General features: G+C 42.9%; 25 protein-coding genes and 1 riboswitch. Of the genes, 10 read left to right on the top strand and 15 right to left on the bottom strand.

From position 1 onward, the window contains the following. Window positions 1–115: 115 nt before the first annotated feature. The 3 genes from ACTJKG_RS09785 to ACTJKG_RS09775 form a co-directional block, all read right to left on the bottom strand. A complete protein-coding gene (locus ACTJKG_RS09785; protein ID WP_440739070.1) occupies window positions 116–2,794 on the bottom strand; it encodes a family 78 glycoside hydrolase catalytic domain in 2,679 nt (892 codons plus the stop codon). Between the two features lie 266 nt (window positions 2,795–3,060). Then, a complete protein-coding gene (locus ACTJKG_RS09780) occupies window positions 3,061–3,615 on the bottom strand; it encodes an arylesterase (RefSeq protein WP_440739069.1) in 555 nt (184 codons plus the stop codon). 18 nt (window positions 3,616–3,633) lie between these two features. After that, the gene (locus ACTJKG_RS09775; RefSeq protein WP_440739068.1) at window positions 3,634–3,798 is read right to left on the bottom strand and encodes a hypothetical protein; all 165 of its coding nucleotides are present in this window, start codon (window positions 3,796–3,798) and stop codon (window positions 3,634–3,636) included. A gap of 376 nt (window positions 3,799–4,174) precedes the next feature. Here ACTJKG_RS09775 and ACTJKG_RS09770 point away from each other — a divergent pair, with 376 nt between their 5' ends. From ACTJKG_RS09770 to ACTJKG_RS09750, 5 genes are all read left to right on the top strand, one after another. After that, window positions 4,175–4,930, top strand: coding sequence for a YdcF family protein (locus ACTJKG_RS09770; protein ID WP_440739067.1), 756 nt, complete (start codon window positions 4,175–4,177; stop codon window positions 4,928–4,930). Window positions 4,931–4,966: 36 nt separating this feature from the next. Continuing rightward, the gene (locus ACTJKG_RS09765) at window positions 4,967–5,668 is read left to right on the top strand and encodes a response regulator transcription factor (protein ID WP_172335245.1); all 702 of its coding nucleotides are present in this window, start codon (window positions 4,967–4,969) and stop codon (window positions 5,666–5,668) included. Continuing rightward, the gene (locus tag ACTJKG_RS09760; RefSeq protein ID WP_172335244.1) at window positions 5,652–7,019 is read left to right on the top strand and encodes a HAMP domain-containing sensor histidine kinase; all 1,368 of its coding nucleotides are present in this window, start codon (window positions 5,652–5,654) and stop codon (window positions 7,017–7,019) included. The genes ACTJKG_RS09765 and ACTJKG_RS09760 overlap by 17 nt, the downstream gene beginning before the upstream one ends. Before the next feature lie 105 nt (window positions 7,020–7,124). Next, window positions 7,125–7,604 carry a hypothetical protein gene (locus ACTJKG_RS09755; RefSeq protein WP_440739066.1) on the top strand — a complete coding sequence of 160 codons (480 nt, stop codon included), beginning with the start codon at window positions 7,125–7,127 and terminating at the stop codon, window positions 7,602–7,604. Between the two features lie 25 nt (window positions 7,605–7,629). Further along, complete coding sequence (locus ACTJKG_RS09750; protein WP_172335242.1) at window positions 7,630–8,556, top strand: bestrophin family protein; 927 nt, start codon at window positions 7,630–7,632, stop codon at window positions 8,554–8,556. 166 nt (window positions 8,557–8,722) lie between these two features. Here the strand turns inward: ACTJKG_RS09750 and ACTJKG_RS09745 are convergent, their stop codons facing one another. Beyond that, window positions 8,723–9,811, bottom strand: coding sequence for an acyltransferase family protein (locus ACTJKG_RS09745; protein ID WP_440739065.1), 1,089 nt, complete (start codon window positions 9,809–9,811; stop codon window positions 8,723–8,725). A 227-nt stretch (window positions 9,812–10,038) separates the two neighbouring features. On the opposite strand from ACTJKG_RS09745, the gene ACTJKG_RS09740 reads away from it, so the two are divergent. Next, window positions 10,039–10,779 (top strand): peptidase, encoded by a 741-nt coding sequence (locus ACTJKG_RS09740; protein ID WP_172335240.1) that lies wholly within the window; start codon window positions 10,039–10,041, stop codon window positions 10,777–10,779. 291 nt (window positions 10,780–11,070) lie between these two features. Beyond that, window positions 11,071–11,179: riboswitch (SAM riboswitch) on the bottom strand. Window positions 11,180–11,311: 132 nt separating this feature from the next. On the opposite strand, the gene ACTJKG_RS09735 is transcribed toward ACTJKG_RS09740, so the two are convergent. Continuing rightward, window positions 11,312–12,667 (bottom strand): hypothetical protein, encoded by a 1,356-nt coding sequence (locus ACTJKG_RS09735; RefSeq protein WP_172335239.1) that lies wholly within the window; start codon window positions 12,665–12,667, stop codon window positions 11,312–11,314. 166 nt (window positions 12,668–12,833) lie between these two features. Between ACTJKG_RS09735 and argH the strand changes: the two genes are divergently transcribed. From argH to ACTJKG_RS09720, 3 genes are all read left to right on the top strand, one after another. Further along, the gene (gene argH / locus ACTJKG_RS09730; RefSeq protein WP_440739064.1) at window positions 12,834–14,168 is read left to right on the top strand and encodes an argininosuccinate lyase; all 1,335 of its coding nucleotides are present in this window, start codon (window positions 12,834–12,836) and stop codon (window positions 14,166–14,168) included. 45 nt (window positions 14,169–14,213) lie between these two features. Next, window positions 14,214–14,417: a YwbE family protein gene (locus ACTJKG_RS09725; RefSeq protein WP_172335237.1), complete on the top strand. Its 204-nt coding sequence runs from the start codon at window positions 14,214–14,216 to the stop codon at window positions 14,415–14,417. A 166-nt stretch (window positions 14,418–14,583) separates the two neighbouring features. Beyond that, complete coding sequence (locus tag ACTJKG_RS09720; protein ID WP_440739063.1) at window positions 14,584–15,279, top strand: DUF1345 domain-containing protein; 696 nt, start codon at window positions 14,584–14,586, stop codon at window positions 15,277–15,279. Here the strand turns inward: ACTJKG_RS09720 and ACTJKG_RS09715 are convergent. The 9 genes from ACTJKG_RS09715 to ACTJKG_RS09675 all read right to left on the bottom strand — a co-directional run bounded on the left by ACTJKG_RS09715 (window position 15,276) and on the right by ACTJKG_RS09675 (window position 24,730). Then, window positions 15,276–16,202, bottom strand: coding sequence for a DUF72 domain-containing protein (locus ACTJKG_RS09715; RefSeq protein WP_440739062.1), 927 nt, complete (start codon window positions 16,200–16,202; stop codon window positions 15,276–15,278). The two genes, ACTJKG_RS09720 and ACTJKG_RS09715, sit on opposite strands and share 4 nt — an antisense overlap. Before the next feature lie 270 nt (window positions 16,203–16,472). After that, on the bottom strand, window positions 16,473–17,231 hold the full coding sequence (locus tag ACTJKG_RS09710; protein WP_440739061.1) for an SDR family NAD(P)-dependent oxidoreductase: 759 nt from the start codon (window positions 17,229–17,231) through the stop codon (window positions 16,473–16,475). A 163-nt stretch (window positions 17,232–17,394) separates the two neighbouring features. Continuing rightward, window positions 17,395–17,799 (bottom strand): helix-turn-helix domain-containing protein, encoded by a 405-nt coding sequence (locus ACTJKG_RS09705; RefSeq protein ID WP_172335233.1) that lies wholly within the window; start codon window positions 17,797–17,799, stop codon window positions 17,395–17,397. An 11-nt stretch (window positions 17,800–17,810) separates the two neighbouring features. After that, the gene (locus tag ACTJKG_RS09700) at window positions 17,811–19,436 is read right to left on the bottom strand and encodes an amidase (RefSeq protein WP_440739060.1); all 1,626 of its coding nucleotides are present in this window, start codon (window positions 19,434–19,436) and stop codon (window positions 17,811–17,813) included. Window positions 19,437–19,567: 131 nt separating this feature from the next. Further along, window positions 19,568–20,110, bottom strand: coding sequence for a YbhB/YbcL family Raf kinase inhibitor-like protein (locus tag ACTJKG_RS09695; RefSeq protein ID WP_172335231.1), 543 nt, complete (start codon window positions 20,108–20,110; stop codon window positions 19,568–19,570). A 289-nt stretch (window positions 20,111–20,399) separates the two neighbouring features. After that, window positions 20,400–21,245, bottom strand: coding sequence for a helix-turn-helix domain-containing protein (locus ACTJKG_RS09690; protein WP_440739059.1), 846 nt, complete (start codon window positions 21,243–21,245; stop codon window positions 20,400–20,402). Window positions 21,246–21,262: 17 nt separating this feature from the next. Then, a complete protein-coding gene (locus tag ACTJKG_RS09685; protein WP_440739058.1) occupies window positions 21,263–21,772 on the bottom strand; it encodes a hypothetical protein in 510 nt (169 codons plus the stop codon). A gap of 6 nt (window positions 21,773–21,778) precedes the next feature. After that, window positions 21,779–23,047: an alkaline phosphatase family protein gene (locus tag ACTJKG_RS09680; RefSeq protein WP_440739057.1), complete on the bottom strand. Its 1,269-nt coding sequence runs from the start codon at window positions 23,045–23,047 to the stop codon at window positions 21,779–21,781. A 102-nt stretch (window positions 23,048–23,149) separates the two neighbouring features. Beyond that, window positions 23,150–24,730: a GDSL-type esterase/lipase family protein gene (locus tag ACTJKG_RS09675; protein ID WP_440739056.1), complete on the bottom strand. Its 1,581-nt coding sequence runs from the start codon at window positions 24,728–24,730 to the stop codon at window positions 23,150–23,152. Window positions 24,731–24,904: 174 nt separating this feature from the next. Here ACTJKG_RS09675 and ACTJKG_RS09670 point away from each other — a divergent pair, with 174 nt between their 5' ends. Then, window positions 24,905–25,366, top strand: a complete 462-nt coding sequence (locus tag ACTJKG_RS09670) for a hypothetical protein (RefSeq protein WP_172335226.1) — start codon at window positions 24,905–24,907, stop codon at window positions 25,364–25,366. A gap of 175 nt (window positions 25,367–25,541) precedes the next feature. On the opposite strand, the gene ACTJKG_RS09665 is transcribed toward ACTJKG_RS09670, so the two are convergent. Beyond that, window positions 25,542–25,967: a BLUF domain-containing protein gene (locus ACTJKG_RS09665; protein ID WP_172335225.1), complete on the bottom strand. Its 426-nt coding sequence runs from the start codon at window positions 25,965–25,967 to the stop codon at window positions 25,542–25,544. Between the last annotated feature and the right edge of the window lie 48 nt (window positions 25,968–26,015).

Below are 26,015 nucleotides of genomic sequence, written 5' to 3'. Positions count from 1 at the left end.
AATGTAACAAAAGTATATACAAAACAAGCCGGTTGGTGAACCGGCTTGTCAGTAAAAGGTCATTTGGTGTTAAGTAAATGTAAATATGAAATATCTATGGCAATTGAAGTAATGATTATTTCACCTCAAAAACATAGCTTCCGGCAACAGCTTTATAAGTCCCTGAACCAGTGATCAGTTTACCACCCAAGTAAGTTTTACCTGTGGGTAGACTAATGGTAGCAGTTGAATTTGCGGGTACGGTAACTTTGTAGGTTATACCTTGACCAGTACGTTGCCACGCAGATATGAGTTTGCCATACGGCCCATCATGCGTAGCGGTAAATTCATTTAGACCGGCCACAAAGTGTGGTTGCAGCAGGATGTTTTTAAAACCAGGATGATCCGGATCGGGATGGATGCCCGCTATCCCTTTATACAGCCAGGCGCCTATCTCTCCAAACATAATATGGTTGAGTGATATGTCTGATTTGGCATCGATCTTCCAGTTTTCATACAGCGTTGTTGCCCCGTTAACCATCCACCATCCCCAGGAGGGGAAAGTTTCCTGCGATGCTATTTTGTAAGCCACATCCGGATAGCCATTGTCGCTCAAGGCGCTTAAAATGGCCTTGGCTCCAAGGATGCCCACGTCAAGATGATAATTATCAGCGGCTACACGTTGCGCCAGATTGGCGGCTACTTTACTTTTCAGGTTTTGCGGAACCACATCCCAGTAAAGCGGTACGCTCAGTTCGGTCTGCAAGCCCTTGCCATATATACCGGTTTCGGTATTCAGGTATTTGGCATTGATGGCATTTTTGATCTTGGTGGCCAGTGCCGAATATTTTACAAAATCGGCCTGTTTACCCAATATTTTGGCGGCTTTGGCCAGGATGCTGGCATCGGTATAATAATATACCGAAGAGGTGAGTTCAACCGGCGATACGGATTTTACCGGCACCCAATCGCCCAGGCCCCAGGTGGTTAAGCCTGTTGGGTAAAGCTCGTCAATGTGGTTTACATACTTTTCGATGCTGGTATAGCTATCCGCCAGGAGTTTGCTATCGCCATAAAACAAATAAATGTTCCAGGGGATAATGGCGATGGTGCTTGTCCAGTCGGGCCCATTACCCCATTCGTAACCCCAGCCGCCGGTTGGAATAATAGATGGGAGCACACCATTGGGTTGTTGCTCGTCGCGATGATCGGCCAGCCATTTTTCGTAAATGGTGATGGCATCAAAATTATATAAACCCGTTTCGCTGGCAATATGGGCGTCACCTGTCCAACCGTTCTTTTCGCGCTGCGGGCAATCGGTAGGGTAGCCAAACAGGTTGCTGAGATAGGAGTTATTGGTAGCGCTCCAGATTTGGTTGATGGTTTTGTTTGATGATGTAACCGTACCGATAGGCGCTACATCGCTATGCATAAAATAAGCTTTCAGGCTCTCTTTGTTTAATTCCACAGGTTTGCTGCTGCTTACCTCTATGTACTGAAAACCTTTATAATTAAATTTAGGCATAAAAGTTTCTTCGCCTTTACCACTCAAAATAAAAATGTCTGTCTGGAAAGGGTCTTTATCATCTGTAGGGCGATAATGCAGGTCGATGTTTGACTGATCAACATGGCCATTTTTGTTCAGCCGCTCGGCGTGTTTCAGGCGGATTACCGTACCCGAATCACCTTTTACAGTGATCTTACTTACGCCCGATATATTTCTGCCGATATCAAATACCCACAGGTTATTGTCAATTTTGGTGATGCTTTTAGCAGCTATCTCTTCCACATTGCGGATGGGCTGCAGGCTCTGTGCCACAATGTTTTGTGAAGGAGCCGAACGGTTGATGACCTGTTTCCAGACGGTATCTATAAAATTGGGGGTATTCCAGCCGGGTTGTTCTTTGCGGGCATCGTAATGTTCGGCAGTGTAAATGCTGTTAAAAACTACCGGACTTAAGGATGTTTTCCATTGCGTATTGGAGCTTACTGTTTCTACAGAACCATCGTTATATGTGATTCGCAGATCCATACAAAATGCTGGCCTGCCGCGCCATGGCGCCTGGTGAAAATACCATACCGCTGTGCTCTGGTGATTATACCAGCCATTGCCCAGCAATACGCCAATGGCGTTTTTGCCATTTTGTAGTTGCGTGGTTACGTCGTAAGCCACATACAGCGTCCGCCTGTCAAACCGGGTATACATAGGGTCGAGACGGTGATTACCGATCTTTTGGCCATTGATATACAGTTCATAAAGCCCCGCTACAGCGATATAGGCCCGTGCCGAGCGGATCTGTTTAGCTACTTTAAATGTATGCCGAAAGTATGGGGCTGGGTTTACCGCTATGCCTTTATTATCGCTTATCCATGATCCCTGCCAGTTGCGCATATCCATCAGGCCGGTTTCAAAACTGGCTATGGTTGATGATGCGAGCTTTTTACCAGCCTGATCCCACAGCAGCACCCGCCAGTAATATTTGGTAAATGGCTGTAAAGCTTTGCCCTGGTAATTAATCAGATTTACAGCGGATACAACTTTGGCGGTTTGCCAGCTATCGCCTTTACCATTGCCAACGCCAATAGAATCGGTACCAACAATAAGTTGATAAGCTGTTTGAGCAGCGCCTTGCCTTTCATCGGCAAGCAACCAACTTAAACGCGGGTGCCGGGAGTCGATACCAATAGGATTAACCAAGTGCTCGCATTGTAAGCCTGCTGCTTTGCCGGGTGTAGCGGCAAAACTTGTGTTGATGATAAAAAAATGAAATAATAAAGCGATGTAAAGCGCGGGCCTACATAAAAGTTGTTTCATACGATGCAATAAAGCTGTTTATAAAGGTAAGCAAGATAATTTAAGGGCTTATAGCAATGTTAAGCCGATATTTTCGCTTGCGCAACCCCAACTGTCTTGAAGGGGAGGGGGGTAGTCGCGAATACCCGCCCCGACTGAATTGAAAGCGCGTCATTGCGAGGTACGAAGCAATCTCTACATAAGCAGAGCCACTCTGTACAGTATAAAGATTGCTTCGTACAGCAATGACGCCCGGAGAAAAATCTTCCACCGTAGGATGAATTTAGCTACAGCAACTCCCTGATCACCGGCCAAACATTATCCAGCATAACATGGTAGCCTTCGGCAGATGGATGTAGCATATCAGGTAAGTTTAAATGCGGTTTACCGGCCACGCCAGCCGGGTAAAAGGGTACAAAGGTCATGTGATTGGCATCGGCTAATTGACGAAATATGGCTTTGAATTCGGCCGCTAATGTTCCGGAGATAAACGCGGGAATTTCCATTCCCATCAAAGCCAGCTTTACATGAGGGAATTTAAGTTTGACTTTATCAATAATAGCCTGCAGGTTTTTATGTGTTACCTGCGGAGATATGCCCCGGATAATATCGTTGATGCCCAGTTCAAGCACAGATACTTGTATAGGCCTGTTTGTCCAGTAATCCAAACGAAAAAGGCCCCCGGCAGAGGTATCACCACTTAATCCGCCATTAATTACGTGATAAGGCAATTTAGCTGCGTCTATTTTTTGCTGTACCAGGGCCGGGAGCGATTCTGTTTTAACATTTTTTAGGCCATAACCTGCCGTAAGGCTATCGCCGAAAAAAAGAATATTATGCATAGTAATGCAACGACTGTTTTAGAATTTGCTATTGTCTCTGAAGTTGTCTCTGAAATTTTGAGTACGCACGGCTATCTGCTCTAAAGTGAGCTCGCCATATTTTTTTGCACGATCCATCCATTCAGGCCCGTTCTCGGTAAGGTCGTCAATAATCGACTTGCCATTCGGCCCCTTTTTGGTCACATAATTTATGCCGTAAGCAACTGCTGCACCAACGACAAGAAGTTTTAGTAAGCCCATAATTTTATTTTTTATTGTTTGTATGACAATGATGATGCCAGTTTGTTACACACAGGTGTAAAGAGTCGGGATATAAGAATCAGGAGTCAAAAGAATAGTTAAATATCCAGGCAGCCAATAGCAAATTTGTAAAAATCATGGTTTACACATTTTACTGGTATTTTTTCATAAGTTTTTGATTGTTAATTAATTAAATGAATGTAAACCATGTAAACCCACTTTATGCCTGCAAAGAGCAGACGATTATTCCCTGATTTTTCTTGATTCTAATATCCGACTCTAAATTTTAATTACTTTTACGGCTAAAGTATACCAGTATATGTTTTTTATCCTGTCGAAAATATTGGCGTTCTTGCTTTTTCCCTTGCTGTATGTATTTGTGTTACTGCTGATGGCGGCTTTGGCAAAAAATGCAAAGCGTAAACGTAAATACCTGCTATGGGGTATCGGGCTGCTTTATTTCTTTTCCAATTCATTCCTGATCAACCGACTGGCAAAGGCATGGGATATAGCACCCGCACAACTCGAAAAAAACAAAACATACAGCGCAGCTATTGTATTGGGAGGTTTCGCATCGGATGATAAGGATGGTCGCGGTATTTTTGGCCCCTCGGCCGACAGGTTTATACAGGGGGTTTTGCTGCAAAAAACGGGGATGGTAAAATACATTTTAGTTTCGGGAGGCAATGGTAATTTAAACCCCACGGCCTTCCGGGAAGGGGCTTGGGCCAAATACCAGTTGAAGGCCGCGCAGGTGCCTGATAGCTGCATTCTGATCGAAGATCAGTCGCGCAATACTCTGGAGAACGCGTCTTTAACAAAATCCTTGCTTCAAAAACACGGGCAACGCGGGCCTTACTTATTGGTAACCTCGGCTTTTCATATGCGGCGGTCGGCTCGGATATTCAAAAAAATGGGTGTTGATGTAATATCATATCCCTGTAATTATATAGCGGGAACCGGTGACTTTAGCATAACGGAATTTGTGCCCAGTGCCGATGCGCTAAACAAATGGAATATTTATATAAAAGAAATGATCGGCCTTGCCGTTAACCTCATCACCGGACGTGGTTAATAGTTTAGAGGTTAAGATTTATGCAAAATTAATATTATGGGGATATTGTTGGTTGAGGATGAACCTAATGTGGTATCAGTTATCAAACGCGGGCTTGCCGAATTTGGCTACGAGGTAAGCGTAGCGGCTAATGGCGCGACCGGTTTGCAAATGGCGCTCGATCATGATTTCGACCTGGTAATATTAGATGTAATGCTGCCTGTAATGGATGGCATACAGGTTTGTAAGCTCATCAGGCAGCATAAGCAAACTATGCCTGTTATCATGTTAACAGCCCTTGACTCAACCGAAAATATCGTAAACGGCTTGGATAGCGGTGCCGACGATTACCTGGTAAAACCCTTTAAAATTGCCGAACTGGCGGCGCGCCTGCGTACCCTGTTACGCCGTAAAAGCGGCGAACAACAATCGGCCAGTAATATATTTAAGATCGGCGATCTGGAGTTGAACACCGAATCAAAAATAGCATACCGTAACGGCGACACCTTAAAACTTACTGCTACAGAGTATAGATTGTTGGAGTATTTTGTCAGGAATCAGAAAAAAGTGCTGTCACGCATCCAGATACTGGAAAGCGTATGGGATATTGATTTTAATATGGGTACCAACGTGGTTGACGTATATGTAAACTATCTACGCAAAAAGCTGGAAAAAGGTGGAGGTACCAAATTGATACATACGGTTTTTGGCATGGGATATATCATGAAGGAGGGAGAGCCCGATGAAAATACAAAGTAAAATAACCCTGCTGTTCCTGCTGCTCTCCGGTGTAATATTGTTATTGCTCAACATCACTGTTTTTTACCTGGTATACCGGTTTGGTTTCGACGATTTTTTTAAACGGCTGGAGGCTCGGGTTAATATATCGGCCGAGGTTAACATTTTTCCAAGTGAAAGAAGCAGGGCTTACCAGGAAGTCCGAAATAAATACCTGGAGCGACTGGAAGCTGAACGAATGTATTTTTTTAATACCGATACACTAAACAAAGTACACATTGCTGGTGGCATCGATGAAAACAGCAAACTGATCAAACAAATACTCAGCGATAGCGCGGCCCGCTACAAAGTAGATAATACCTTTTATGCCGGTAAGCTATTTACAAAGGGCAACAGCAAATACATTGTTGTTGTTTCGGCTTCAGATCCCGCCGGTTTCCAGGAGTTGAAGGATCTGCAAAAAATATTGATCTACGGCTTTTTAGTAGCTATGATACTGGTGTATTTTGTAGGTAAAATATTCTCTTTTTATACTTTTCAACCTATACGGCGTATCATTAACAACGTTAAAAATATAACGGCCAATAACCTGCATTTCAGGCTGGATGAACTGAGCGGTAAAGATGAGGTAGCCGAACTATCCTACACCTTTAATGACATGCTTAACCGCCTGGAAACAGCTTTTGAAACACAGAATAACTTTGTAAGCAATGCCTCGCACGAGCTGCGCACGCCCCTAACCATCATCAGTTCTGAAGCTGAGCTTGCCCTAAGCAAAAGCGATGCAAGCCCGGATCAGCGTGAGATATTTGACACCATTTATTCGGAGGCCGAGAAGCTGCGCCAGATACTGAATAGTTTATTGGCTCTTGCCCAATCAGGCTTCGACGGTAAAAAACAACGCTGGGAAAGTATCCGTATAGATGAACTCGTGATGGTAGCGTCAGAGTCGATCAAAAAGATCCATACCGAAAGCAAGATACAGATTGATCTGGAAGATATGCCCACCGATGAGCGCCTGCTTTATGTGAGCGGTAACAGCAATTTATTACAGCTGGCCATTACCAACATCATCAGCAACGCCTGTAAATATTCTGATAACCGGCTGGTAACAATAAGGCTGCTGGCCGAAAACAATAAAGTGATCGTCTCCATTACCGATCAGGGCATAGGCATTCCCGAAAGTGAGCTTCAGCATATTTTTGAACCATTTTTCAGAGCCTCCAATACCCATAATTACGAAGGGCATGGTGTTGGCTTGCCATTAACGCTTAACATTATACGCCTGCACAGGGGCAGCATAGGTATCCGCTCGGACGTGGGCAAGGGCACCGAGATCAAAGTTTTTTTGCCGGTGGATGCATCAGCGTAAAACTCTAATCAAATTCTAATAACTTTCTTAGATCATCTTAATTATTGAGGGCTACACTTGTATCAAACAAAATAGTTCAAGTTAAACCATTAAATAATTACGACTATGAAAACGCTGTTCATCCCCACCGATTTTACCTACCAATCGCTTCAAAGCATCCCTAATATAGCCCAGCAATATTATCCGCAAAAAGTGGATATCAGGCTGGTACATATGCTGAAAATTACCGACAATATAGGCGAGCTGCTGATGCTGTCGCGCCGATCAGCCGAGTACAAGCACATTCCTGATAATTTCTATATCCGCTGCCGTGAAATGGAAAAAGATTTCAGCCACCTGATCAACCGTATCCACATCGATATTTTTTACGGCAGTACGGTAGCTGTTTTTAATAACTACCTGGATGCCCATGAAGTGGATGCTATAGTGCCGCCGCACGATAATTACCAATTGCTTTTTAAAAACAGTATAGACCCACAAGTGCTGATTGCAAAATGCGGAACACGGGTATTAGCTAACACAGAAACAGATGGCGTAATAACAAACCTTATTGCCCAGGAACAAGAATTGATTGAACAACAGTAATTAACCCCTTAATTATTAAAATACTATGCTACTAAAAGAAAACATCCCGGCTACGTACGTATTCGGAAAAATAAAAAAAGAACTCATCATGGTGGCCATCTATGCATCGGCTATTTACCTGGTGCATCAGTACTATAACCTGAAAGAGGTGTCCATCCCTTTAACGGTGCCTACTATTTTAGGTACTATCATATCCCTGTTATTGGCTTTTCGGTCAAATCAGGCGTATGACCGCTGGTGGGAAGCCCGTATTTTGTGGGGAGGCATCGTGAATGATTGCCGAACCCTTACCCGCCAGGTACTAACCTTTGTTGACAGCAGTATCGACGGCGAGGAGAAATGGGCCCTCAAGGAACGGATCGTAAAAAGGCAGATGGCCTGGTGCTACAGTTTGAGCCGCCATTTGCGCAAACAGGATGCTAAACAAAACCTGGAAGCATTTTTAAGCGCTGATGACGTCAGGAACATTCGCAACGTAGATCATGTGCCGTTGGCCTTGAATGAGTTACAAGGGCACGATCTGCGCACCTTGTACAAACTAGGCTGGATCAATGAATACCAGCAGGTAACTATGGATGGCACCTTAACCAGTTTTATGAACTCTATGGGTGGCTGCGAGCGGATTAAGAACACCGTATTCCCGGCTACTTATAGTGTGTATATACACTGGTTGGTACTGTTTTTTGTACTGCTGCTGCCTTTTAGCCTGATGGAGTTTTTTGGTATATTACAGGTGCCCCTGGTAATCGCTATTTCGTCGGCATTTTTCCTGATCGAGAAAATGGCCATCCATCTGCAGGATCCATTTGAGAACATGCCGACGGATACGCCAACTACCGCCATTAGCCGTAAAATTGAGCAGGACCTGAAGCAAATGCTAAAGGACGAAATGCCGCAGGTAACCGATATGGTGACCAACACCCAGCAACAAGCGGTGTTCTATATTTTATAATAACCGGTTAAATGAGTTTTAAATATTTGATAAATAGATGATTGTATGTTAAACGGTAGGTTTTTGGCTCTCCTGTTGCCTTAACCAAACAGCCCGGTCTTCCTGAAAAAGGAGCCGGGCTGTCGTTTGATATAAATATACGAAAAGTTAGGGGTATGGTCAATATTTAAACCTGTTTCCTTTTGCTCGTAAGGTATTTCCGTACGGGGATATCATAAATTACCATCACCAAATAAGCTATTCCAACCAGCAATATGACCGATATCGGGATAATAAGCCCCAGTTGCCCCGGACCTGGTTTGTGGGCGGTGTAATAGTTTCCAAACATCCACATCACCGCATAATGGGTCATGTACAAGGGGTATGATACATTTCCGGCGAATACACACAATTTTTTTACGCCTTGCGTTAGCACGGCTCCCGCGCCCAGTGCAATTAAAAGAGGGAAATAAAAAATTACCACCAGCGGTTCGGTAAGCCAGTTCCATTTGGTAGAGAAAGGCATCAGGAAGGCGAGGGCCAGCAACACCGCCAAGCCCAAAAAGCCCAGCTTGTTTTTAATGATCCAATTGAAGCGGTATACCAGCAAACCGGCTAAAAACGAATAGCTGATGCGTGCACCACCGTCCCAAAAATTGCCCTTACCCCAGCCGCCCATCAGGTTGCCGGAGTGCTGCGCTACAAAACAAATACTCAGTGCCGCCAATATAGCAAGCACAAACAATACACGCTTATGAGCCCGGCAAAGCACAAAGGCATAAACAATATTGGCTATATACTCCCAAAACAGCGACCATGCAGGGGCGTTAAAACCGAATTGATTAAAATAACGGTCAGACATCTCTGGGAAAGGGATAAGTAGTATAGACAGTAAAAATAGCAATATCAGCCTGCCTGCGCTGTATAGCTCCGGATGACCACCAAACGGATCAAACAAAAAGGCTAACAAACCTAGTACCGAACCAAAAATAACAAGGGGGTGCAGCCTGATGATCCTCGATTTAAAAAACTCCATGATCCCCATTTTACCAATACGATCATCGTAAGCATAGCCAATTACAAAGCCAGACAGGCAAAAGAAAAAATCGACCGCCAGGAAACCATGGCCTATAAAGTTTTGGCTGTAATCGGAGTAGGCTATTTCCATAAAATGGAAGATCACCACGGCCACAGCCGCTACGCCGCGCAGGCCGTCAAGAATTTCAAAATGCTGTTTGGTTTTAAGGATCCCGGGATTGAGTTTGTGTTCGGTCATTGATGTTTGTTTTATGAGGATGCAGGTACGCCGGGGTAATGCGTAAGGCCAAGAATACCGAATAATAACGATTTAGCCAATTTTTTTAAAATATTCATAGTTGAACTTATACAATTGATTTTTCGGAATTGCCAGTAGCTGGCATCAAATTATCCATGCTCTGCACAATCTCCCAATATTTAATTACTTTGGCTTTTTCGGAATTTTTAACGCATTGCATTTTTAAGATGACCTATTGCCTGGGAATTAAAGTTAAAGAGGGTTTGCTGGCTATTGCTGATACCCGCATTACTTCGGGAACCGATACTACCATAAAAAAGAAGATCACGATAGCGCAAAAAGATCATTTTTCGCTTTTTATCATGACCAGCGGTTTGCGCTCCATACGTGATAAAGCCATCACTTATTTTACCGAGCAGTTGGAAAGCCGGGAGTTTAATAAACTGTATAAGGCAGTAAATGCCTTTGGCGAACAGGTAAAACAGGCTGCCGAGGAAGACAAAGCTGCACTGGAACAGGCTGGTTTCCGGTTCGATCTTAATACTATCATTGGCGGGCAGCTTAAAGATGATGATGAACATAAATTGTTTTTGCTTTATCCCGAAGGTAACTGGGTTGAGCTGGACGAAGGATCGCCCTATGTGGTTATCGGGAATGCTGCTCATGGCAAGGCTATTTTAAACCGTACACTTACCGAAAACTCTAGCTTGAGATTGGCCCTTAAAACAGGTTTCCTGTCGTTTGATTCTACCCGGGTGAGCGCCAACGATGTTGATTTTCCGATTGATGTGGCATTGTATAAAAAAGACAGCTTTGAGCTGGTGGAGCAGCGTTATGAGAAAAAGGATCTGGAGTTTATATCCGCACAATGGGCCGAAGAGCTGAAGAACGCGCTTAATCATGTTTCCGAAACCTGGATGGATATAGCGTTTGATAAACTAAACGAAATTGACCCTAAGAATAGATAAAAGATCGTTGAATCAAAGAACAAAGATCTTTTATCTATGCATTCGTTCATCAAACTAATTGGTACCTGATATAGAACTTACTATCCGGATATGAATAAAACATGCCCCTTATCTCTGATTTTAGACCAGATACAGTGTGAATTTTAAGGAAATAATGAGGGGAAAATTTGACGTCGCGGGCAGATTCGAACTGCCGTAGAAGGTTTTGCAGACCTTAACCTATCCTCTCGGTCACGCGACTTTAAAAAAAAACTATAAATCACTTATGGAAGATTAGAAGGGTAAGATCTTTGTTTATCTTTCTCCTATACGGAGCAGGAATTAGCACCTTTTACATTATGCGGATGTACAGGTTGCTAAGACGTCTTTGGGCCTTTCCCTCAGTCTTTCTTGATAAGCGTAATAAAGAACTATTTGTCGTTGTTGACAGTGCAAATATAAAAACTATTTATATAATTCCTATAGAATTAGTAGAATATTTGTGAACTAATTGTACTTTATATTTATCTGGCTTAATTTCAGCTGATTAAAATTAGTTGGCAGGGGCTATTCGATATACACCATCGGCTCTTACAGATATGATGCTGCCGTCTTGAAACTGATAATCACTCCTTACGGCAAGCGTACTATTACTATCAGCCTGAATAAGTTTTATTTCTTTAGTCTTAAGGTTTAAAGTGTAATAACCGTCTATCTGTACCTGGGTATTGTAGTCGAAACACCTATAAAAAGTTAAAATATCACTTTTTATATTAGCTATCACCGGAAAATAAGTTTGATTTCCGTGCACGTAGGCAGATTGGTATACGAGGGAACCATCTTTATAAATGCTGAAAGCGGTTAACAGATCATTAGCGGAAGTGCCTTTTGCTGAACTCACAAAGGCATAGCCCGATGCGTTATCAATATCAATTATACCTGAGTTTTGATCGAGATTTAGAGGCGTTGATATGGAGCCATTGGCGGTATTGATCAAATTATTAGCACACAGAATATGATTAGTGCTATACTCATTTATGCGTACAAAATCGAAGTTATCCAATGAATATTTCACTTTTGACAGATCGCTAAGATTCACAAGGGAAACCGTTTTATCTTCAAATATGGGGTTAGTTACCAGTACATGATTATTTACCACACGGGATATCCGGCCATAATCGTAAGATACAAAATCAACAAAAGTTGATTTTTGGGTATTGATGTCATACCTGGCCAGCGGCACACGGTCGCTGCCCGGGTCAATGGTTACTTGCGGAACATTGGCCGTACTTTTATCACCGTAAATAAGTAACTCATCATCAGATGCTGCCCTTACAAAGGTGGATGGTAATTTATCGCTGATAACATCCACTGCAAAAGTTTTTAATGATAATCTTTTGGTATAAAGTACATTATTTACATCATCGGTTATAAATAAATAGTTTCTGGATGGCGAGAGGTCGGCTGCCTTAGGCCCCAGGCTTTGTTTCAGATCCAATAGTTTTTTATAACTAAAAGCATGTACAAACTGGTGGGTATAATTATTAATGCTGAATTGACGGATAGTATCTGAAGTAGCAACAGCTTGAACTTTGAAATTATACTTAACACCCGGCTTAAAAGTATAATTAATAACAGCCGAGTAATAGTTGTTGTTTTTGGATATGGTTGCGGTTTGCAAGGTATTGGTATCCTGTTTAAGGATTATTTTTGAAGGGACAGGCTGCTGATCTATCCGCAGAAAAACTTGTACCTGGTTATCGGCCAAAGGAGCTATTTTGAAAGGGATAGTGCCGGAATCTTTGATAACTGCTTTGGCGGGCGGTGGGTAAGATGGCATGTCATTTTTCTTTGAACAGGCACTCAGCAATAAGGCAGCGATAATAATAAGGTAGATGTTGTTTTTCATAAGTACAAAATGATAATCAAGATAGGTTTAAAGTATTAAATAAGATTAAACAGATTGTGAAATGTTCGTATTATTCACGACTTATAAATAGTAAAAAGGTTTAATGTTTGTTTAACGATTATTCATTTTTTAGCGTTTATTTATCATTAATGCACATATTTGCACCATGAGTAAGTTATGGCAAAAAACTACCAATGTAAATGAACTGGTAGAGAACTTTACTGTTGGCCGCGACAGGGAATTTGATGAGCAAATGGCAGCCTTTGATGTATTAGGCTCATTGGCCCACACCCGTATGTTGCAAAGCATAGGATTGATGGACGCTGCCGATCTTGACCTGGTACAACGCGAGTTAAAAGCCATATATGCCGATATTGAAAAAGGCGGTTTTACCATCGAAGATGGGGTAGAGGACGTACACTCGCAGGTAGAGCTGCTGCTTACCCAGCGTATTGGCGATGCCGGTAAAAAAATTCATAGCGGCCGCTCCCGTAATGATCAGGTGCTGGTTGATCTGAAACTATTTTTCCGCAATCAGTTGCAACAGGTGGTTGAAGAAACAGAAGCGCTGTTTAGGCAATTGATCTCTCTTAGCGAAAAACATAAAGATGTTTTATTGCCTGGCTATACGCATTTGCAAATAGCCATGCCATCGTCATTCGGTTTGTGGTTTGGTGCCTATGCCGAAAGCCTGGCCGACGACCTGGAGCTTGTTTTGGCGGCATATCGCATCACCAATAAAAATCCGTTGGGTTCGGCAGCTGGTTATGGCTCGTCCTTTCCGTTAAACCGTACTTTAACCACTCAATTGCTGGGTTTTGATAGCTTAAATTATAACGTGGTATACGCCCAGATGGGTCGCGGCAAAACGGAAAGAATCATTGCCCAAGCTTTATCATCTGTAGCGGCCACGTTGGCTAAAATGGCGATGGATCAGGCTTTATACCTGAGCCAGAATTTTGCTTTTGTAAGCTACCCGGACACACTCACCACCGGCAGCAGCATTATGCCGCATAAAAAGAATCCCGATGTTTGGGAAATTATGCGCGGCAAATGTAATCGCCTGCAGGCACTACCAACCGATGTGGCCATGATGACCACCAACCTGCCATCGGGCTATCACCGCGAGCTGCAATTACTGAAGGAGTTGTTGTTCCCTGCTTTTGCTGATCTGAAAAACTGCCTGCATATGGCCACTTTTATGCTGCAGAACATCAGTGTAAATGCCGATATACTGAAAGATCCCAAATACGCTTACCTCTTCAGCGTGGAAGAAGTGAACCGCATGGTACTAAACGGTACGCCTTTCCGTGATGCCTACAAACAAATAGGCCTGGCTATTGAGCAGGGCGATTTTAACCCCGACAAAACCGTAAGCCATACCCATGAGGGCAGCATTGGTAACCTGGGTAACGAGCAAATTATCGCTGCCTTTGATAAATTGCTAATCAATTTTGATTTTGGAAAAGTTGATACAGCGATAAAAGAACTGGTGAGGTAGGCGACAAATCAACGGAATCATAAAAATCAACATAGATCAACGGTCATGAATGGACAAAACAGAAGCGATATATACCCAGGCCTGGAGGTTGATATTATCCTGAAAAAAGACCAGCGTACAGGAACCCTTACCCGCGGTTTTGTAAAACGATTACTCACCAGCGCCGCTTATCATTCCCGCGGTATCAAGGTGCAGTTAGATGACGGGCAGGTTGGCCGAGTAGCTTGGATAGTAGAAGATGAGGAATAGAAGTAAGAGATGAGAGCCAAGAAGCAAGACAGAAAAACAATCCTTTCTTGCTTCTTGGCTCTTATCTCTTGATTCCTGACTCTATTACCTCAACTCTTGATTCTTTTTTACATAGTTCATTAATTCTACACAATTCATCACCATATTTACGGTATAAACTCGCCTTATGCCTGCAAATAAAATCAAATCAAAAGTGTGGTTCCGGTTGGATGCTCATTACCGGATGCTTATTTCCTTAGGGATAAGTGGCATTGTATTGTTTTTATCCATCGGGCATTTTAGCGCGCCAGCAGTCATATTAACTACCTGGATAGCTTTCGCCTTAGCTATTATCATTATGGATTGGGTGATCATCTTGTCATCCCACCCTATGGAGGTACGCAAAATTGCACGGATAGAAGATTCCAGCCGTACGCTAATATTCTTGTTTGTGATCGTATCTTCGCTGGTGAGCATGCTGGCTATATTTTTCCTGCTAAAATCATCTAAACATCTGTCGGCAGAGGCTGTAACCGGTCATGTTTTGCTGGGGATGGCATCGGTTATTGTTTCCTGGATTTTGGTGCATACTATATTTACGCTGCGTTACGCACACATGTATTATACTACTGATACAGACAATGATGGCAAAAAGAAAACATTAGGCGGACTTGAATTCCCGGGCGATGAAAAGCAGCCTGACTATCTGGACTTTGTTTATTTCTCCTTTGTTATCGGCATGACCTTCCAGGTATCTGATGTGGAGATATCTTCCCGCCAGATCCGGCGCCTGGCCTGGATACATGGCATGATATCCTTCGCATTTAATACCGCTATAGTGGCCTTGAGCATCAATATAATATCGGGCCTGGTGTCTAACTAAAACAGGGTGCTTTGTGCCTCGATGAATTTAGGGCGGATTAATTTCGTGCCTAAAGCCTTGTTTAATTCATCGGTCACATAATCGGCCAGGATGGGCGAGTAACGTTCATCGTGCTGGTGCATAAAAAACCATACCGATCTTAAACCCTGTTGCTGCCATTGTTTAATGCGGGTAACCCATTCATCCAAACGGGCTTTATCTGAATCAAAGTTACCATTCACCAGACCATTACCTACAAACCGGATAAAAGCGTGCGGTGTAGGCAGGTTCATATGCACTACATCGCGCCTCCCGGTAGCATCGGTAATTACCGCGCCGATGTTGAGATCGTGAAAAAGCTTAAATACCTTTTCGCTGTTCTCTGGCACAGCAAACCACTCCTTATGCCTTAGTTCTACAAAAACTGGGACATCTTTAGGTAATTGTTCCAGGTAGGTCTTTAACTCGGGAAAACTTTTGGGGGTATAGTTATCGCTCAGTTGTAAAAACATAGGCCCCAGTTTATCGCCAAAGGCCATAACTCCTTCGTAATAGCTGGTGGTAATATCTTCGGCGTTTTTTAGCCTGCGGATGTGACTGATGCTTTGCGAAAATTTAGGACAGAATTTAAAATCGGGGTTACTCTCGGCTTTGGCTTTCCATTTGGAAATGGTATCGGGCCCGTAGACATTATAAAACGTAGCGTTGAGCTCAATACAATCAAAATGTTTTACATATTCATCCAGAAAATTGGCCTCTTTGGTTTTTAGCGGATAGATTTGGCCAACCCATTCTTTACGCCCCCACTTGGCGCAACCTACACGTACTTGCATAGGTTCACTACCTTTAGCAGAGGCCAGGGTGCTTAATGTAAGCGCTGTATCAGGTGGAAGGGTGAAATCAACAGCAGCTAATTCTTGCGGGGTAACACGGCCAAATTCCATATCGATGTATTATTTTATGCAAGATAGGGTTTTGTTAGGACAGCTGGAATTTATACAAAAGTGGCTGTGCCATAAATCAAATTAACTACCCTTGGTATTGTGTTACCCTTAAATTGAAATTTAGCCGATAATTTTATACAAAAGTGGGTTTACATATTTCTCGGGAAAATATATATAATTCATTGATTATCAATTATTTATTCTCGTTTAAACCCTGAAAAGTGTAAACCGTGTAAACCCACTTTTTGTTAATAGAGGCAAGCCAATCAATTACAAGAACATACCACCCGAAGCTTCAATACGCTGCGCGTTGATCCAACGGGCTTCTTCGGTACATAAAAAGGCTACAATGCCGCCAATATCATCGGGCATACCTGGTCTGCCTAAAGCGGTAATGCTGGAGATCCGGTCATGCATGCCTTCGTGCGAAAATGCCTCTTTGGTAAAATCGGTTTCAATAATGCCAGGAGCAACCACATTGGCCGCGATACCGCGTGGGCCAAGCTCTTTTGCAAGATATTTGGTCAATACCTCAATAGCGCCTTTCATCGAAGCATAAGCGGCATAACCAGGGGTCGAAAATCGGGCCAGGCCGGTTGAAAAGTTGATGATACGACCACCATCGGCAATAACCGGCAAGCTTTTTTGGGTTAAAAAGTAAACGCCTTTAAAGTGTATGTTCATGAGGTTATCAAAATCCTCTTCGGTAGTTTCGGCAAATTTCGATGCCGCGTCGATACCTGCGTTATTGATCAGGAAATCAAAAGTGCCACGGCCCCATTTTTCCTGTAGCAACGCGGTAAGCTGACTGATAAAACCATCAAATGATTTAACCACACTGGTATCCAATTGCAATGCGGCCGCTTTTTGACCCAATTTTTCAATAGATGCCACAACTTCTTCCGCTTCCTCTTTTTTACTGCGATAAGTAAGTATCACATCAATACCTTTTTTGGCCAGGTGCTGGGCCGCGTTTTTGCCTAAGCCACGGCTGCCGCCGGTAATCAAAGCTATTTTATTTGTACTCATTTTATTTTTGTTTATTGTTTATGATACAAAGTTGCAGCTAAATAGTGTTGTAATTATGGTGACTACTTCAGTTTAAATGGTAACTGTTTCAGATTAAATTGTATTCATTTCGTGGTTTAAAAGGTCTGTCCAGTATGGTTCAACAGGCTCACCATGACACCTTTTAATCCACCTGTTCATATTGTTTGATCAATACCTGTTCACGGTATTGTTTGGGTGTAACTCCTTCAAAGCGCTTAAAAAACTTAGTAAAGTTGGATGGGTCAAAAGTAAGTTCCGCAGCAATTTCAGCCACAGATATGTTACTGCTCCGAAGCATATCTTTGGCTATCTTCATGATTCTTTCTTCAAAAAAATCACATGGCGCACGACCAGTGGTTAATTTGATAGTATTGCTTAAATGAGTAGGGTGGATGTGCAGCTGACCGGCAAAATCGCGAATCTCCATCATATCCAAAACTTTGTGTTGCAACAGGTCATCCAGGTGCCTGTCAAGCGCCTTCAAAAAGTCGGCGGTTATTTCGTGCTGCCTGGCCAGTATCTTTTTAGGAACGGGTGTTGTTGCCATGATACACAAAGTTAAGCAAACAGGTCTGGCTTAAAAACAGGTTCGGTCCTTTTTTTCGAGGCCTGTTCATAAGCGTAGCCAAGCGTAACGATGTCGGCCTCTTTATAAGCGGTACTGAAAAACGACAGCCCTACAGGCAACTCATGTACTTTACCCATGGGCACGGTGATATGCGGATAGCCGGCTTTGGCGGCAGGACCTGAGAAGGAGAAGCCGTTATCATAATCGCCATTAACCAGGTCGATGCAGATGGACGGGCCGTTGGTTGGGCCAATGATGGCATCCAGCTTATTATCCGTCAGTATTTTATCAATAGCTTTTCTGGTGCCTTCGCTGGTTTGTTTCAAGGCGTCAAGATACTCCTTGCTGGTGAGGTCGCCTTTGCGTTGGGCAAGTTCCAGCGTTTCCTGTTTAAAAAAGGGCATGGCTTTGGCGTCGTTCTGCTTGTTAAAAGCGATCACATCGGCCAGTGTTTTCATTTTGCTGTTGGCCGTGCTTAGATACTTATTAACGCCGTCTTTAAACTCATAAAGCAATACGGTAAACTCGCCCCGGCTAATGTCTTTCAGGGCTTTGTTCAGTTCTATTTCAACAATGGTAGCGCCTTTGCTTTTCAGGGTATTAATGGCATCAATCAGCAAAGCAACCACTGCTGGATTACCTTCCAGTGCAGATTTCTCTACCCCGAGGCGTTTGCCTTTCAGCCCGTTTGCGTCCAGAAATTTAGTATAGTCGACCGCCACTTTTCCTTTACTGGCGAGGGTATAAGTATCCTGCGGATCGATACCAGCCAGTACACCTAAAACAATAGCGGCATCCTGAACGGTGCGGGCCATTGGTCCGGCGGTATCCTGTGTTTTAGATATAGGGATGATGCCCGATCGGCTCCATAGGCCCACGGTAGGTTTAATGCCCACCAGGCCATTTACTGATGATGGCGATACGATAGAACCATCAGTCTCTGTGCCGATAGCTACAGCGCATAAATTAGCTGCCGCTGCTGTGCCAGAACCGGCGCTTGAACCACTCGGGTTCCGATCCAATATATATGGGCATTTGGTTTGCCCGCCACGGCTGCTCCATGCACTGGTAGAGTGAGTGGAGCGAAAGTTGGCCCATTCGCTTAAATTAGTTTTGCCCAGGATTACCGCGCCTGCTTCGCGCAGTTTGTGTATGATGAAGGCGTCCTGTTTGGCAAAATTATCAGCCAGTGCCAGTGCCCCGGCAGTGGTGTGCATATTATCGCCGGTATTGATATTGTCTTTGATGAGCACGGGTATGCCATGCAAAGGACCACGAACTTTGCCTTGTGCACGTTCTTTATCCATGGCATCGGCCATATTCAACGCATCTTTATTGAGTTCGATAACCGAGTTTAGTTTTGGCCCGTTCTTGTCTATTTTGTCTATACGTTTCAGGTAAAGTTCGGTAATGAGGCGCGAAGTATATTCTTTGGCCTGCATTTTTTGCTGCAGATAGGCGATGGTAACTTCAGATAGTTCAAACAGATCGTCCTTGTTGTTAGCAGCATCATCGATCTTTTTTTCTTCCGCAGGCTGACTGCATGAAGCGGCTACCAAAGTTGATATTGTTAAACCTGCTAATGAGCCTGTTTTCAGGAAGTTTCTTCTGTGCATAAACGGTGGGATTTTAAGCTATTACAAATAACAAAATATTTAGCTAATTAAAAATAGCCAGCCCGATTATGTACCTACAAAATTACATCTGCCCCAAAATTTCGGGGCAGATGCAACAGTTTAGATTTATCTTACCTTTTATAATATACCACCAACGATGCTTTGGATATCACATTTTGATTCAGCATAAAGCCGGTTAAGGCCGCCGAAACTTTGTTATCAACACCAAGTTTGGCTGATTTTAAGGCATAAACCGTGATCACATAGCTGTGGACCGCGTCGTTTTCGGGTGGGCAAGGGCCGCTATAGCCAGGAACGAGCGCATCTGTTAGTCCCTGTATGCTACCAGCCGGTGCTATCCCCGCCGAAGGATTGCCGGCTCCCTGTTTTAATTCGTGTACATTGGCGGGGATATCAAAAATAACCCAATGCCACCAACCACTGCCGGTAGGGGCTTGGGGGTCATATATAGTTACCGCGAAGCTTTGTGTACCAGTCGGGGCGTTTTGCCATTCCAGTTGCGGCGATTTGTTGCTGCCACTACAACCAAATGTATTAGCAACAAATTCGTTAGTGAACTGACCTCCCAGATCTTTGCTTTTAAGGGTAAAGGTTTGTGCATTTACAATGGAACCAAGGCTTACAGCAAACACAAATAAGATGAATGTTTTCATAATCTTTTGGATAATATTTATTTATCCAAAATTGACGATGTTTAATGCCTTGTGGTTATTGGTATAGGTTCAAAAACTATTGAAAACGGCTCAGATCAATAATATTGGCGGCATACAGGACAATAAAAACAGGGTGTCATGGTGAGCTCGTTGAACCATAGTGGGCAGGCCTCTGCGCACGAATCTTCGACAAGCTCAGACTGACAGCCCTTTTTATTATATGTGCTTCTACAATAAATCATGTGGGATCCCGAAATAAATTCGGGATGACGTTTTGGAGTTTGAGTACTTACTGTACGCCGAGTTGATATTGCTTAGGGCTTACCCCAAATTTCTTTTTAAAGGCTGATGAAAAGTTAGACAGATTATCATAACCCAGATCAAGGTATAGGGAGGTCGCATTTTTGCCTTGCGATAATTCCTGCCGCGCTATTTCCAGTTTGCGCTCGCGAATGTATTTACCGGGGGCGATGTGGTACGCTTTTTCAAAATCGCGCTTAAATGATGCCAGGCTTTTGTGGGCCAAAAAGGCCAGCTCTTCGAGCGTAAGGTTATTGAAGAGATTGTTCTCCACTACATTTTTTAACAACAGGGCAGGTGAGGGTGCATTACTCTGTAACAAAGCGATCAATTGCGACTGGTGGCCTTGCAGTAAAACCAGCAGCAGTTCTTCTACTTTGTTCACCGCCAGTTCATAGGACAAATTTTGTCCTTCGTGTATCAGGATCTGCAGGCTTTTAACATAGCCCGCGAGGTAATTGGTCTGCCTGAATTTAATATAATCGGGAGTAGCCGAAGTTTTACTATTTAGCTGATATTTATTTAAGAAACCAATAGCCACGCTCGCTGGAAAAAACACCAGGATGCTGCTGTATTGATATTCATTAAGTGTATGCTCGGCCATGATAGAGTGGCCCTGGGGTATCACAATACCTTCACCGGTGTGTACTACTGTATTATCAGACGGACGATAAATAGCCTTTTCGCCATTGATCACAAAGCTAATGGCATAACAATTAAATACTACCCGGCTATTTTGAAGGCTATCCTGCTCCTGGTAATGCACAAACGAAATATTACCCGCAGTTACCCTGCTTTGGTTTTCGGTAGTTTCAGGTATGTACACGTTTGTCATGCGAATAAAATGCAAATCTAAGGTATCTGCTCAACAGTAGCTTTGGGTATTTGTAAATCAGGATTAATGTTAGGTAATATCAGCTTTAGCTTTTCCCTGCTTGAATTGTTGACATCTAAAAAGGTCCAACTTTTACCGCCATCTTTGCTTATTCCTAATAAGTTACTATGTGATAGTAAACGACCCTGAGGTGTTTTAAATGTTATATTTTCTGGTACCAGACAATGAATTTCGGTACCGGCCTTATAAAATTTGCCAGGAGTACCCATAGAAATTGCATCAAAACTCAGGCCCATGCCCTTCATCTGCTCAATACCTGTACTAATAAGCTGAATCATTTTTTCTTTGCCTCCGGCCATTTGTATGGCTTTAGGATAGGTGTTATTGATAATGGTTGGGTAATCGCCTTTTATCATGGCTTGCGCCAGTAAATTAGCTCTTTGCTTAACCAAGGTGGTATCCTGCGCATTAACATGAATGATGAACAGGCCCATAAAACTGCATAGAAGCAAAAGGATTTTTTTCATCTTTGTTTATTTCTTTTTAACCAGAATGGTGTGCGCCAGTTTATCGGTGCCATCAACCTTGCCCGAATATTTAAGGCCTAATATACTTTTTACGAGGTTAAAAACCGATACATTTTCAAATGATGGAATGGTGGTGTGCTTTTTAAAAGCAGGTCCCCAGGCCAGGAAGGCGGCATGCATATCCTTAACCAAAGTCGGGTCATACCCATGCCAGCCTGGGTGTATTTTTCTGTTGGATAAGTTGAACACTTTAGGGTAGTGGGGTATTAGCAATATGTCGCCAATGCGATTGTGCCAATCATCGGCCTGGCCGTAATGTAATCTGGCCGGGACATTGGTTTTAAGATACACGTCATAATCAACCGATTCCTGTTTTAACTTTTTGTAAGCACCGTCGATATCGGTTTTGTTTTTGGCATACAGTTCCACCAGGATACCATCGCCAGATACTAAAAATTTAGAGGTATCAATAGCCGCGGGAATACCGATGGGGTGTTCTTTGTCGACATAGGTCATGCCATGGTCTGATACAAAAATGAAGTTTGCTTTGATCCCGGTTGTTTTTACAGCTGTGTTTAGCTCATTAACCGCCGAATCCACAAAATGTACCTCATGGGCTGTTTCGGGCGCGTCGGGGCCATACATATGCCCGGCATGGTCAACCTGCGGAAAGTAGAAAGTGATCAGGTGCGGGCGCTCGGCTGGTGGCAGTTTTAGCCATTTTACCACAGCCTCAATACGGTCATGAATAGCTATCTTTTCATTATAAGTATAATAATAGGTTGGGCGGATGTTCTGTATAGCCGCTTCAGAAGCTACCCAATAAAAACTGGCCGAAAGCATGCTCTGCTGTTCTGACAATACCCATAATGGCGAACCGCAATACCAGGAGCCATCAGCAACTTTAGTTTTGGTGCCCATGTAATAGGTATCGTGCCGGTCACGGTCATAAAAAGCGTTATTGACCAGGCCCGAATGCGAAGGATACAGACCGCTTACTAAAGCATAATGATTAGGAAAAGTAACGGATGGGTAGGATGGAACCATCGACGCGGCACTCACACCCTCCTTACTTAAGGCAAGTAGATGGGTAGCCTGGTATTTTTTTGCGTAATCATATCTAAAACCATCCGCCGAAATCAGGATCACGTATGGCTTGTTTTGCTGTCTGATACTGTTTTTACGACCGGGTATGATCTTCTGAACGGTGTCTGCCTGTCCAAATGAGATTACGGCTTGCAAAAAGACTGCAATAAAGAGGATGTACTTTTTCATAGATAACGATATGCGCAAATTTATACCAATAGCATTATCGTTTTGATATGATTGAGTTAAATTACCTCGCTCATGATTTTGAGAGAGGTAATTTAAACGCGCTTACTTGCGTTTTAAAGCCTCAGCAATAGCTTTTTCGGCCAGTGGTTCCATTACTTTGTAACCGGCCAGGTTGGGGTGTACGCCGTCGCCGGATAAAGATTGAGGCAAGCCCTTGCGCTCATCGGCCATAGCCGAAAAATAATCAAGATATACCATGCGGTTTTTATCGGCAAAATCTTTGATCATGGCATTCAGGCGTACTACCTTTTCGGCAGGAGCCATTCCCGGGCGCCAGGGAAAATCAAATGCTGGTAATACCGACGAAAGAACTACCTTAATACCGGCGGCTTTAGCCAGCAGCGCCATGGATTGAATATTGCCAAAAACATCTTCCAATTTGATGGGGCCATTGTTTTCGGCAATATCATTAATGCCTGCCAGTATCACTACCACGCCGGGTTTTAAGTTGATCACATCATCACGGAAACGCACCAGCATCTGAGTGGTAGTTTGCCCGCTGATGCCCCGGTCATGATAAGGCTTGCCTGCAAAAAATGCAGAGTCGCTTCTGATCCAGAAATCAGTGATCGAGTCGCCCATGTAAACCACACTCTTAGGGTTAGCCTCTTGTGCAATTACCTTTTCGTTATCGGCTGCGTAGCGTTTAATATTGGCCCAGTCCTTACGCAGCTGCTCATCATATTTTTTGTGATTGTTTTCCACCTCAGCCAGTTTTTCCTGTGGTGATTTGGCCTTCGGATCTATCGGTTTTAAAAAGCCTTTTAAGCCCAGCCAGTCGTTAAAACGCTCTATCCAGGTATCTGTAGGTATATTTTGTTTACGCATGCCAAAACCATGGCTCCCTTTTGCATACAAATGCAGTTCGGCGCTGTGGTTGGATGCGAGCCATTTAGAATACAGATCGACGCTATGAGGGGCGAGATTCAGGTCATCATCAGTAGCCGCAGTCAGAAACAAAGGTGGCGCATCATCAGGAATGGCAGATTGCAATGCCGCGGGGAAATACGGGTAGATTGGCGCTACAAAGTCGGGCTTGTTAGCGGGCGTGTATTTATAGGCCGACGCCGCAGCCAAAGTTCCGCCGGCCGAAAACCCCATAATACCTATACGTGATGGCGACAAACCATATTCAGAAGCATGTTCGCGTACATAAGTAATGGCTTGCCTTGCATCGGCAATACTTAACGGTATTATTTTGGTAAGACTTTGTTCAAAACCTTTTTTGGCCATGTTGGTAGCAAGCTCCTTCATGGGGTCGTTGGTAAGGCTTTGCGTCAATCGGTATTTTAATACAAAAGCGGCCACGCCATGTTGGTTAAGCCATTTAGCTACATCATTACCTTCGCTGTTGATAGATAATACCTCGAAACCGCCACCCGGGCAAATAACCACGGCGGTGCCGGTAGCGATAGCAGGATCGGGTAAAAATACTTCCAGAGAAGGATGTACAACATTGTAAACCAACTTTACATTAAATAGCTTATTTTCACTTTCGCCTTCGGTCCAGTTCCAGTTTTCGGAACCCGGAGCAGCACCCTGGTATAATTGAATGATTTTTTGCTGTGCTTCTGCTGATGTTATGAAAAACAAAAGCCCTATAAATATTAGTTTCAGTTTCATACAATTGGTTTGATTGATAGCTAAATGTAATGCTTAATTACAATATTATAAAAGCATTTAGCACAGATCAATAATTACTCCTGTTTATTGTGTAATATTAAAGATACTTAGCAAGTATCGCTACTATCCTCACAATGTTTTCGTTATATTCATAAAACTGATTTTTTTGATGTTATGGTATCCGGTAAAATAAATGCGTTGTTCTTCCCTGCCATACTGCTGTTATTACTACTATCGTGCAGCAAACAGCCCAAGGTTTTCGAAAGCAATTGTAATGATGGGATATCCTTTAAAAAGGTTGAGTTTACAGAACTGGTGAGTCACTTGAAAAACTATAATGGTCAGTATGTAGAAGTAACTGGAAAATATGTGGAAGGAGTTGAGCAGTCGGCTTTATTAAATGATAGTCTTTTTGCCGATCACTCCTTTAAAAAAGCGTTGTGGGTTGATTTTAGCCAGGAATGCCCATTATACTTAACTGGTACTCGCGAAGGACTATTTCAATATAATAACGGGACGTTTACCCGGATCAATAAGAGATTTATTACGATAAAAGGTAAAATCAATGTGCGCAACACTGGGCATTTAAATAAATATAAAGGCGCGATAGAAAAGGTGAGTTTTATTAAATTGTGATTGAATTATAAATTTATTAATTTTGTGATAAATTAAATAAGTAATTGTAAATTTATATGTCGTTGTTATTAATTTGCAATAGAAAAAGAATTTTAAGTGTAAAACATTATCTAATAGTTATTGTTTTATCCTTAACTAATGTATTGAAAAGGATAGCTATTATAAAAGTTGGAGGTTAAAAGGAAATATATAGCTTATTATTATCAACAAAATTTTTAAGCATATTAATGGTGATATGTTCAGAGTTCTTGGTTAAACTTAGTTCGGGCGAACTAAGAAATCCTTCAATTTCCTGCAGGGTTTCTGAATTTATAGAGGCAAATCCCATTGACCAGTCTGGGAAGTTTCTTTGTTCGAGTACTCCGGACGCTAGTTTGATGATGTTCTTGTGCCTGATGAAGTCCAATTCGATAGCTCTGTAAATCAGATCCACTGAACTTTCTTCGCCTTCCAGCACTTGCATAAAAGTGCCCTGGCAGTATAGCAGCATGCCTGTAACGCTATACTTTTTATTTTTGGTGCGAGCAATAGTAAGCAAATCTAAAAGCTCTTCTTCAGTCATCAGCCTTACAGCCGTGCTTACATAAACAATATATTTCATCTAATAGGGGCTTGCTATCCGAATAAGTACATATTATGTACCCAAACG

Source organism: Mucilaginibacter sp. 22184 (genome assembly GCF_052045695.1).
GTDB lineage: Bacteria > Bacteroidota > Bacteroidia > Sphingobacteriales > Sphingobacteriaceae > Mucilaginibacter.
This window is presented reverse-complemented; position numbering and strand designations above follow the sequence as displayed.

What these genes read in the sequence shown, in the direction of transcription:
- ACTJKG_RS09785 (WP_440739070.1), bottom strand. Translation starts at nt 2,794, where the DNA reads ATGAAACAACTTTTATGTAGGCCCGCGCTTTACATCGCTTTATTATTT.
- ACTJKG_RS09780 (WP_440739069.1), bottom strand. Translation starts at nt 3,615, where the DNA reads ATGCATAATATTCTTTTTTTCGGCGATAGCCTTACGGCAGGTTATGGC.
- ACTJKG_RS09770 (WP_440739067.1), top strand. Translation starts at nt 4,175, where the DNA reads ATGTTTTTTATCCTGTCGAAAATATTGGCGTTCTTGCTTTTTCCCTTG.
- ACTJKG_RS09765 (WP_172335245.1), top strand. Translation starts at nt 4,967, where the DNA reads ATGGGGATATTGTTGGTTGAGGATGAACCTAATGTGGTATCAGTTATC.
- ACTJKG_RS09760 (WP_172335244.1), top strand. Translation starts at nt 5,652, where the DNA reads ATGAAAATACAAAGTAAAATAACCCTGCTGTTCCTGCTGCTCTCCGGT.
- ACTJKG_RS09755 (WP_440739066.1), top strand. Translation starts at nt 7,125, where the DNA reads ATGAAAACGCTGTTCATCCCCACCGATTTTACCTACCAATCGCTTCAA.
- ACTJKG_RS09750 (WP_172335242.1), top strand. Translation starts at nt 7,630, where the DNA reads ATGCTACTAAAAGAAAACATCCCGGCTACGTACGTATTCGGAAAAATA.
- ACTJKG_RS09745 (WP_440739065.1), bottom strand. Translation starts at nt 9,811, where the DNA reads ATGACCGAACACAAACTCAATCCCGGGATCCTTAAAACCAAACAGCAT.
- ACTJKG_RS09740 (WP_172335240.1), top strand. Translation starts at nt 10,039, where the DNA reads ATGACCTATTGCCTGGGAATTAAAGTTAAAGAGGGTTTGCTGGCTATT.
- ACTJKG_RS09735 (WP_172335239.1), bottom strand. Translation starts at nt 12,667, where the DNA reads ATGAAAAACAACATCTACCTTATTATTATCGCTGCCTTATTGCTGAGT.
- argH (WP_440739064.1), top strand. Translation starts at nt 12,834, where the DNA reads ATGAGTAAGTTATGGCAAAAAACTACCAATGTAAATGAACTGGTAGAG.
- ACTJKG_RS09725 (WP_172335237.1), top strand. Translation starts at nt 14,214, where the DNA reads ATGAATGGACAAAACAGAAGCGATATATACCCAGGCCTGGAGGTTGAT.
- ACTJKG_RS09720 (WP_440739063.1), top strand. Translation starts at nt 14,584, where the DNA reads ATGCCTGCAAATAAAATCAAATCAAAAGTGTGGTTCCGGTTGGATGCT.
- ACTJKG_RS09715 (WP_440739062.1), bottom strand. Translation starts at nt 16,202, where the DNA reads ATGGAATTTGGCCGTGTTACCCCGCAAGAATTAGCTGCTGTTGATTTC.
- ACTJKG_RS09710 (WP_440739061.1), bottom strand. Translation starts at nt 17,231, where the DNA reads ATGAGTACAAATAAAATAGCTTTGATTACCGGCGGCAGCCGTGGCTTA.
- ACTJKG_RS09705 (WP_172335233.1), bottom strand. Translation starts at nt 17,799, where the DNA reads ATGGCAACAACACCCGTTCCTAAAAAGATACTGGCCAGGCAGCACGAA.
- ACTJKG_RS09700 (WP_440739060.1), bottom strand. Translation starts at nt 19,436, where the DNA reads ATGCACAGAAGAAACTTCCTGAAAACAGGCTCATTAGCAGGTTTAACA.
- ACTJKG_RS09695 (WP_172335231.1), bottom strand. Translation starts at nt 20,110, where the DNA reads ATGAAAACATTCATCTTATTTGTGTTTGCTGTAAGCCTTGGTTCCATT.
- ACTJKG_RS09690 (WP_440739059.1), bottom strand. Translation starts at nt 21,245, where the DNA reads ATGACAAACGTGTACATACCTGAAACTACCGAAAACCAAAGCAGGGTA.
- ACTJKG_RS09685 (WP_440739058.1), bottom strand. Translation starts at nt 21,772, where the DNA reads ATGAAAAAAATCCTTTTGCTTCTATGCAGTTTTATGGGCCTGTTCATC.
- ACTJKG_RS09680 (WP_440739057.1), bottom strand. Translation starts at nt 23,047, where the DNA reads ATGAAAAAGTACATCCTCTTTATTGCAGTCTTTTTGCAAGCCGTAATC.
- ACTJKG_RS09675 (WP_440739056.1), bottom strand. Translation starts at nt 24,730, where the DNA reads ATGAAACTGAAACTAATATTTATAGGGCTTTTGTTTTTCATAACATCA.
- ACTJKG_RS09670 (WP_172335226.1), top strand. Translation starts at nt 24,905, where the DNA reads ATGGTATCCGGTAAAATAAATGCGTTGTTCTTCCCTGCCATACTGCTG.
- ACTJKG_RS09665 (WP_172335225.1), bottom strand. Translation starts at nt 25,967, where the DNA reads ATGAAATATATTGTTTATGTAAGCACGGCTGTAAGGCTGATGACTGAA.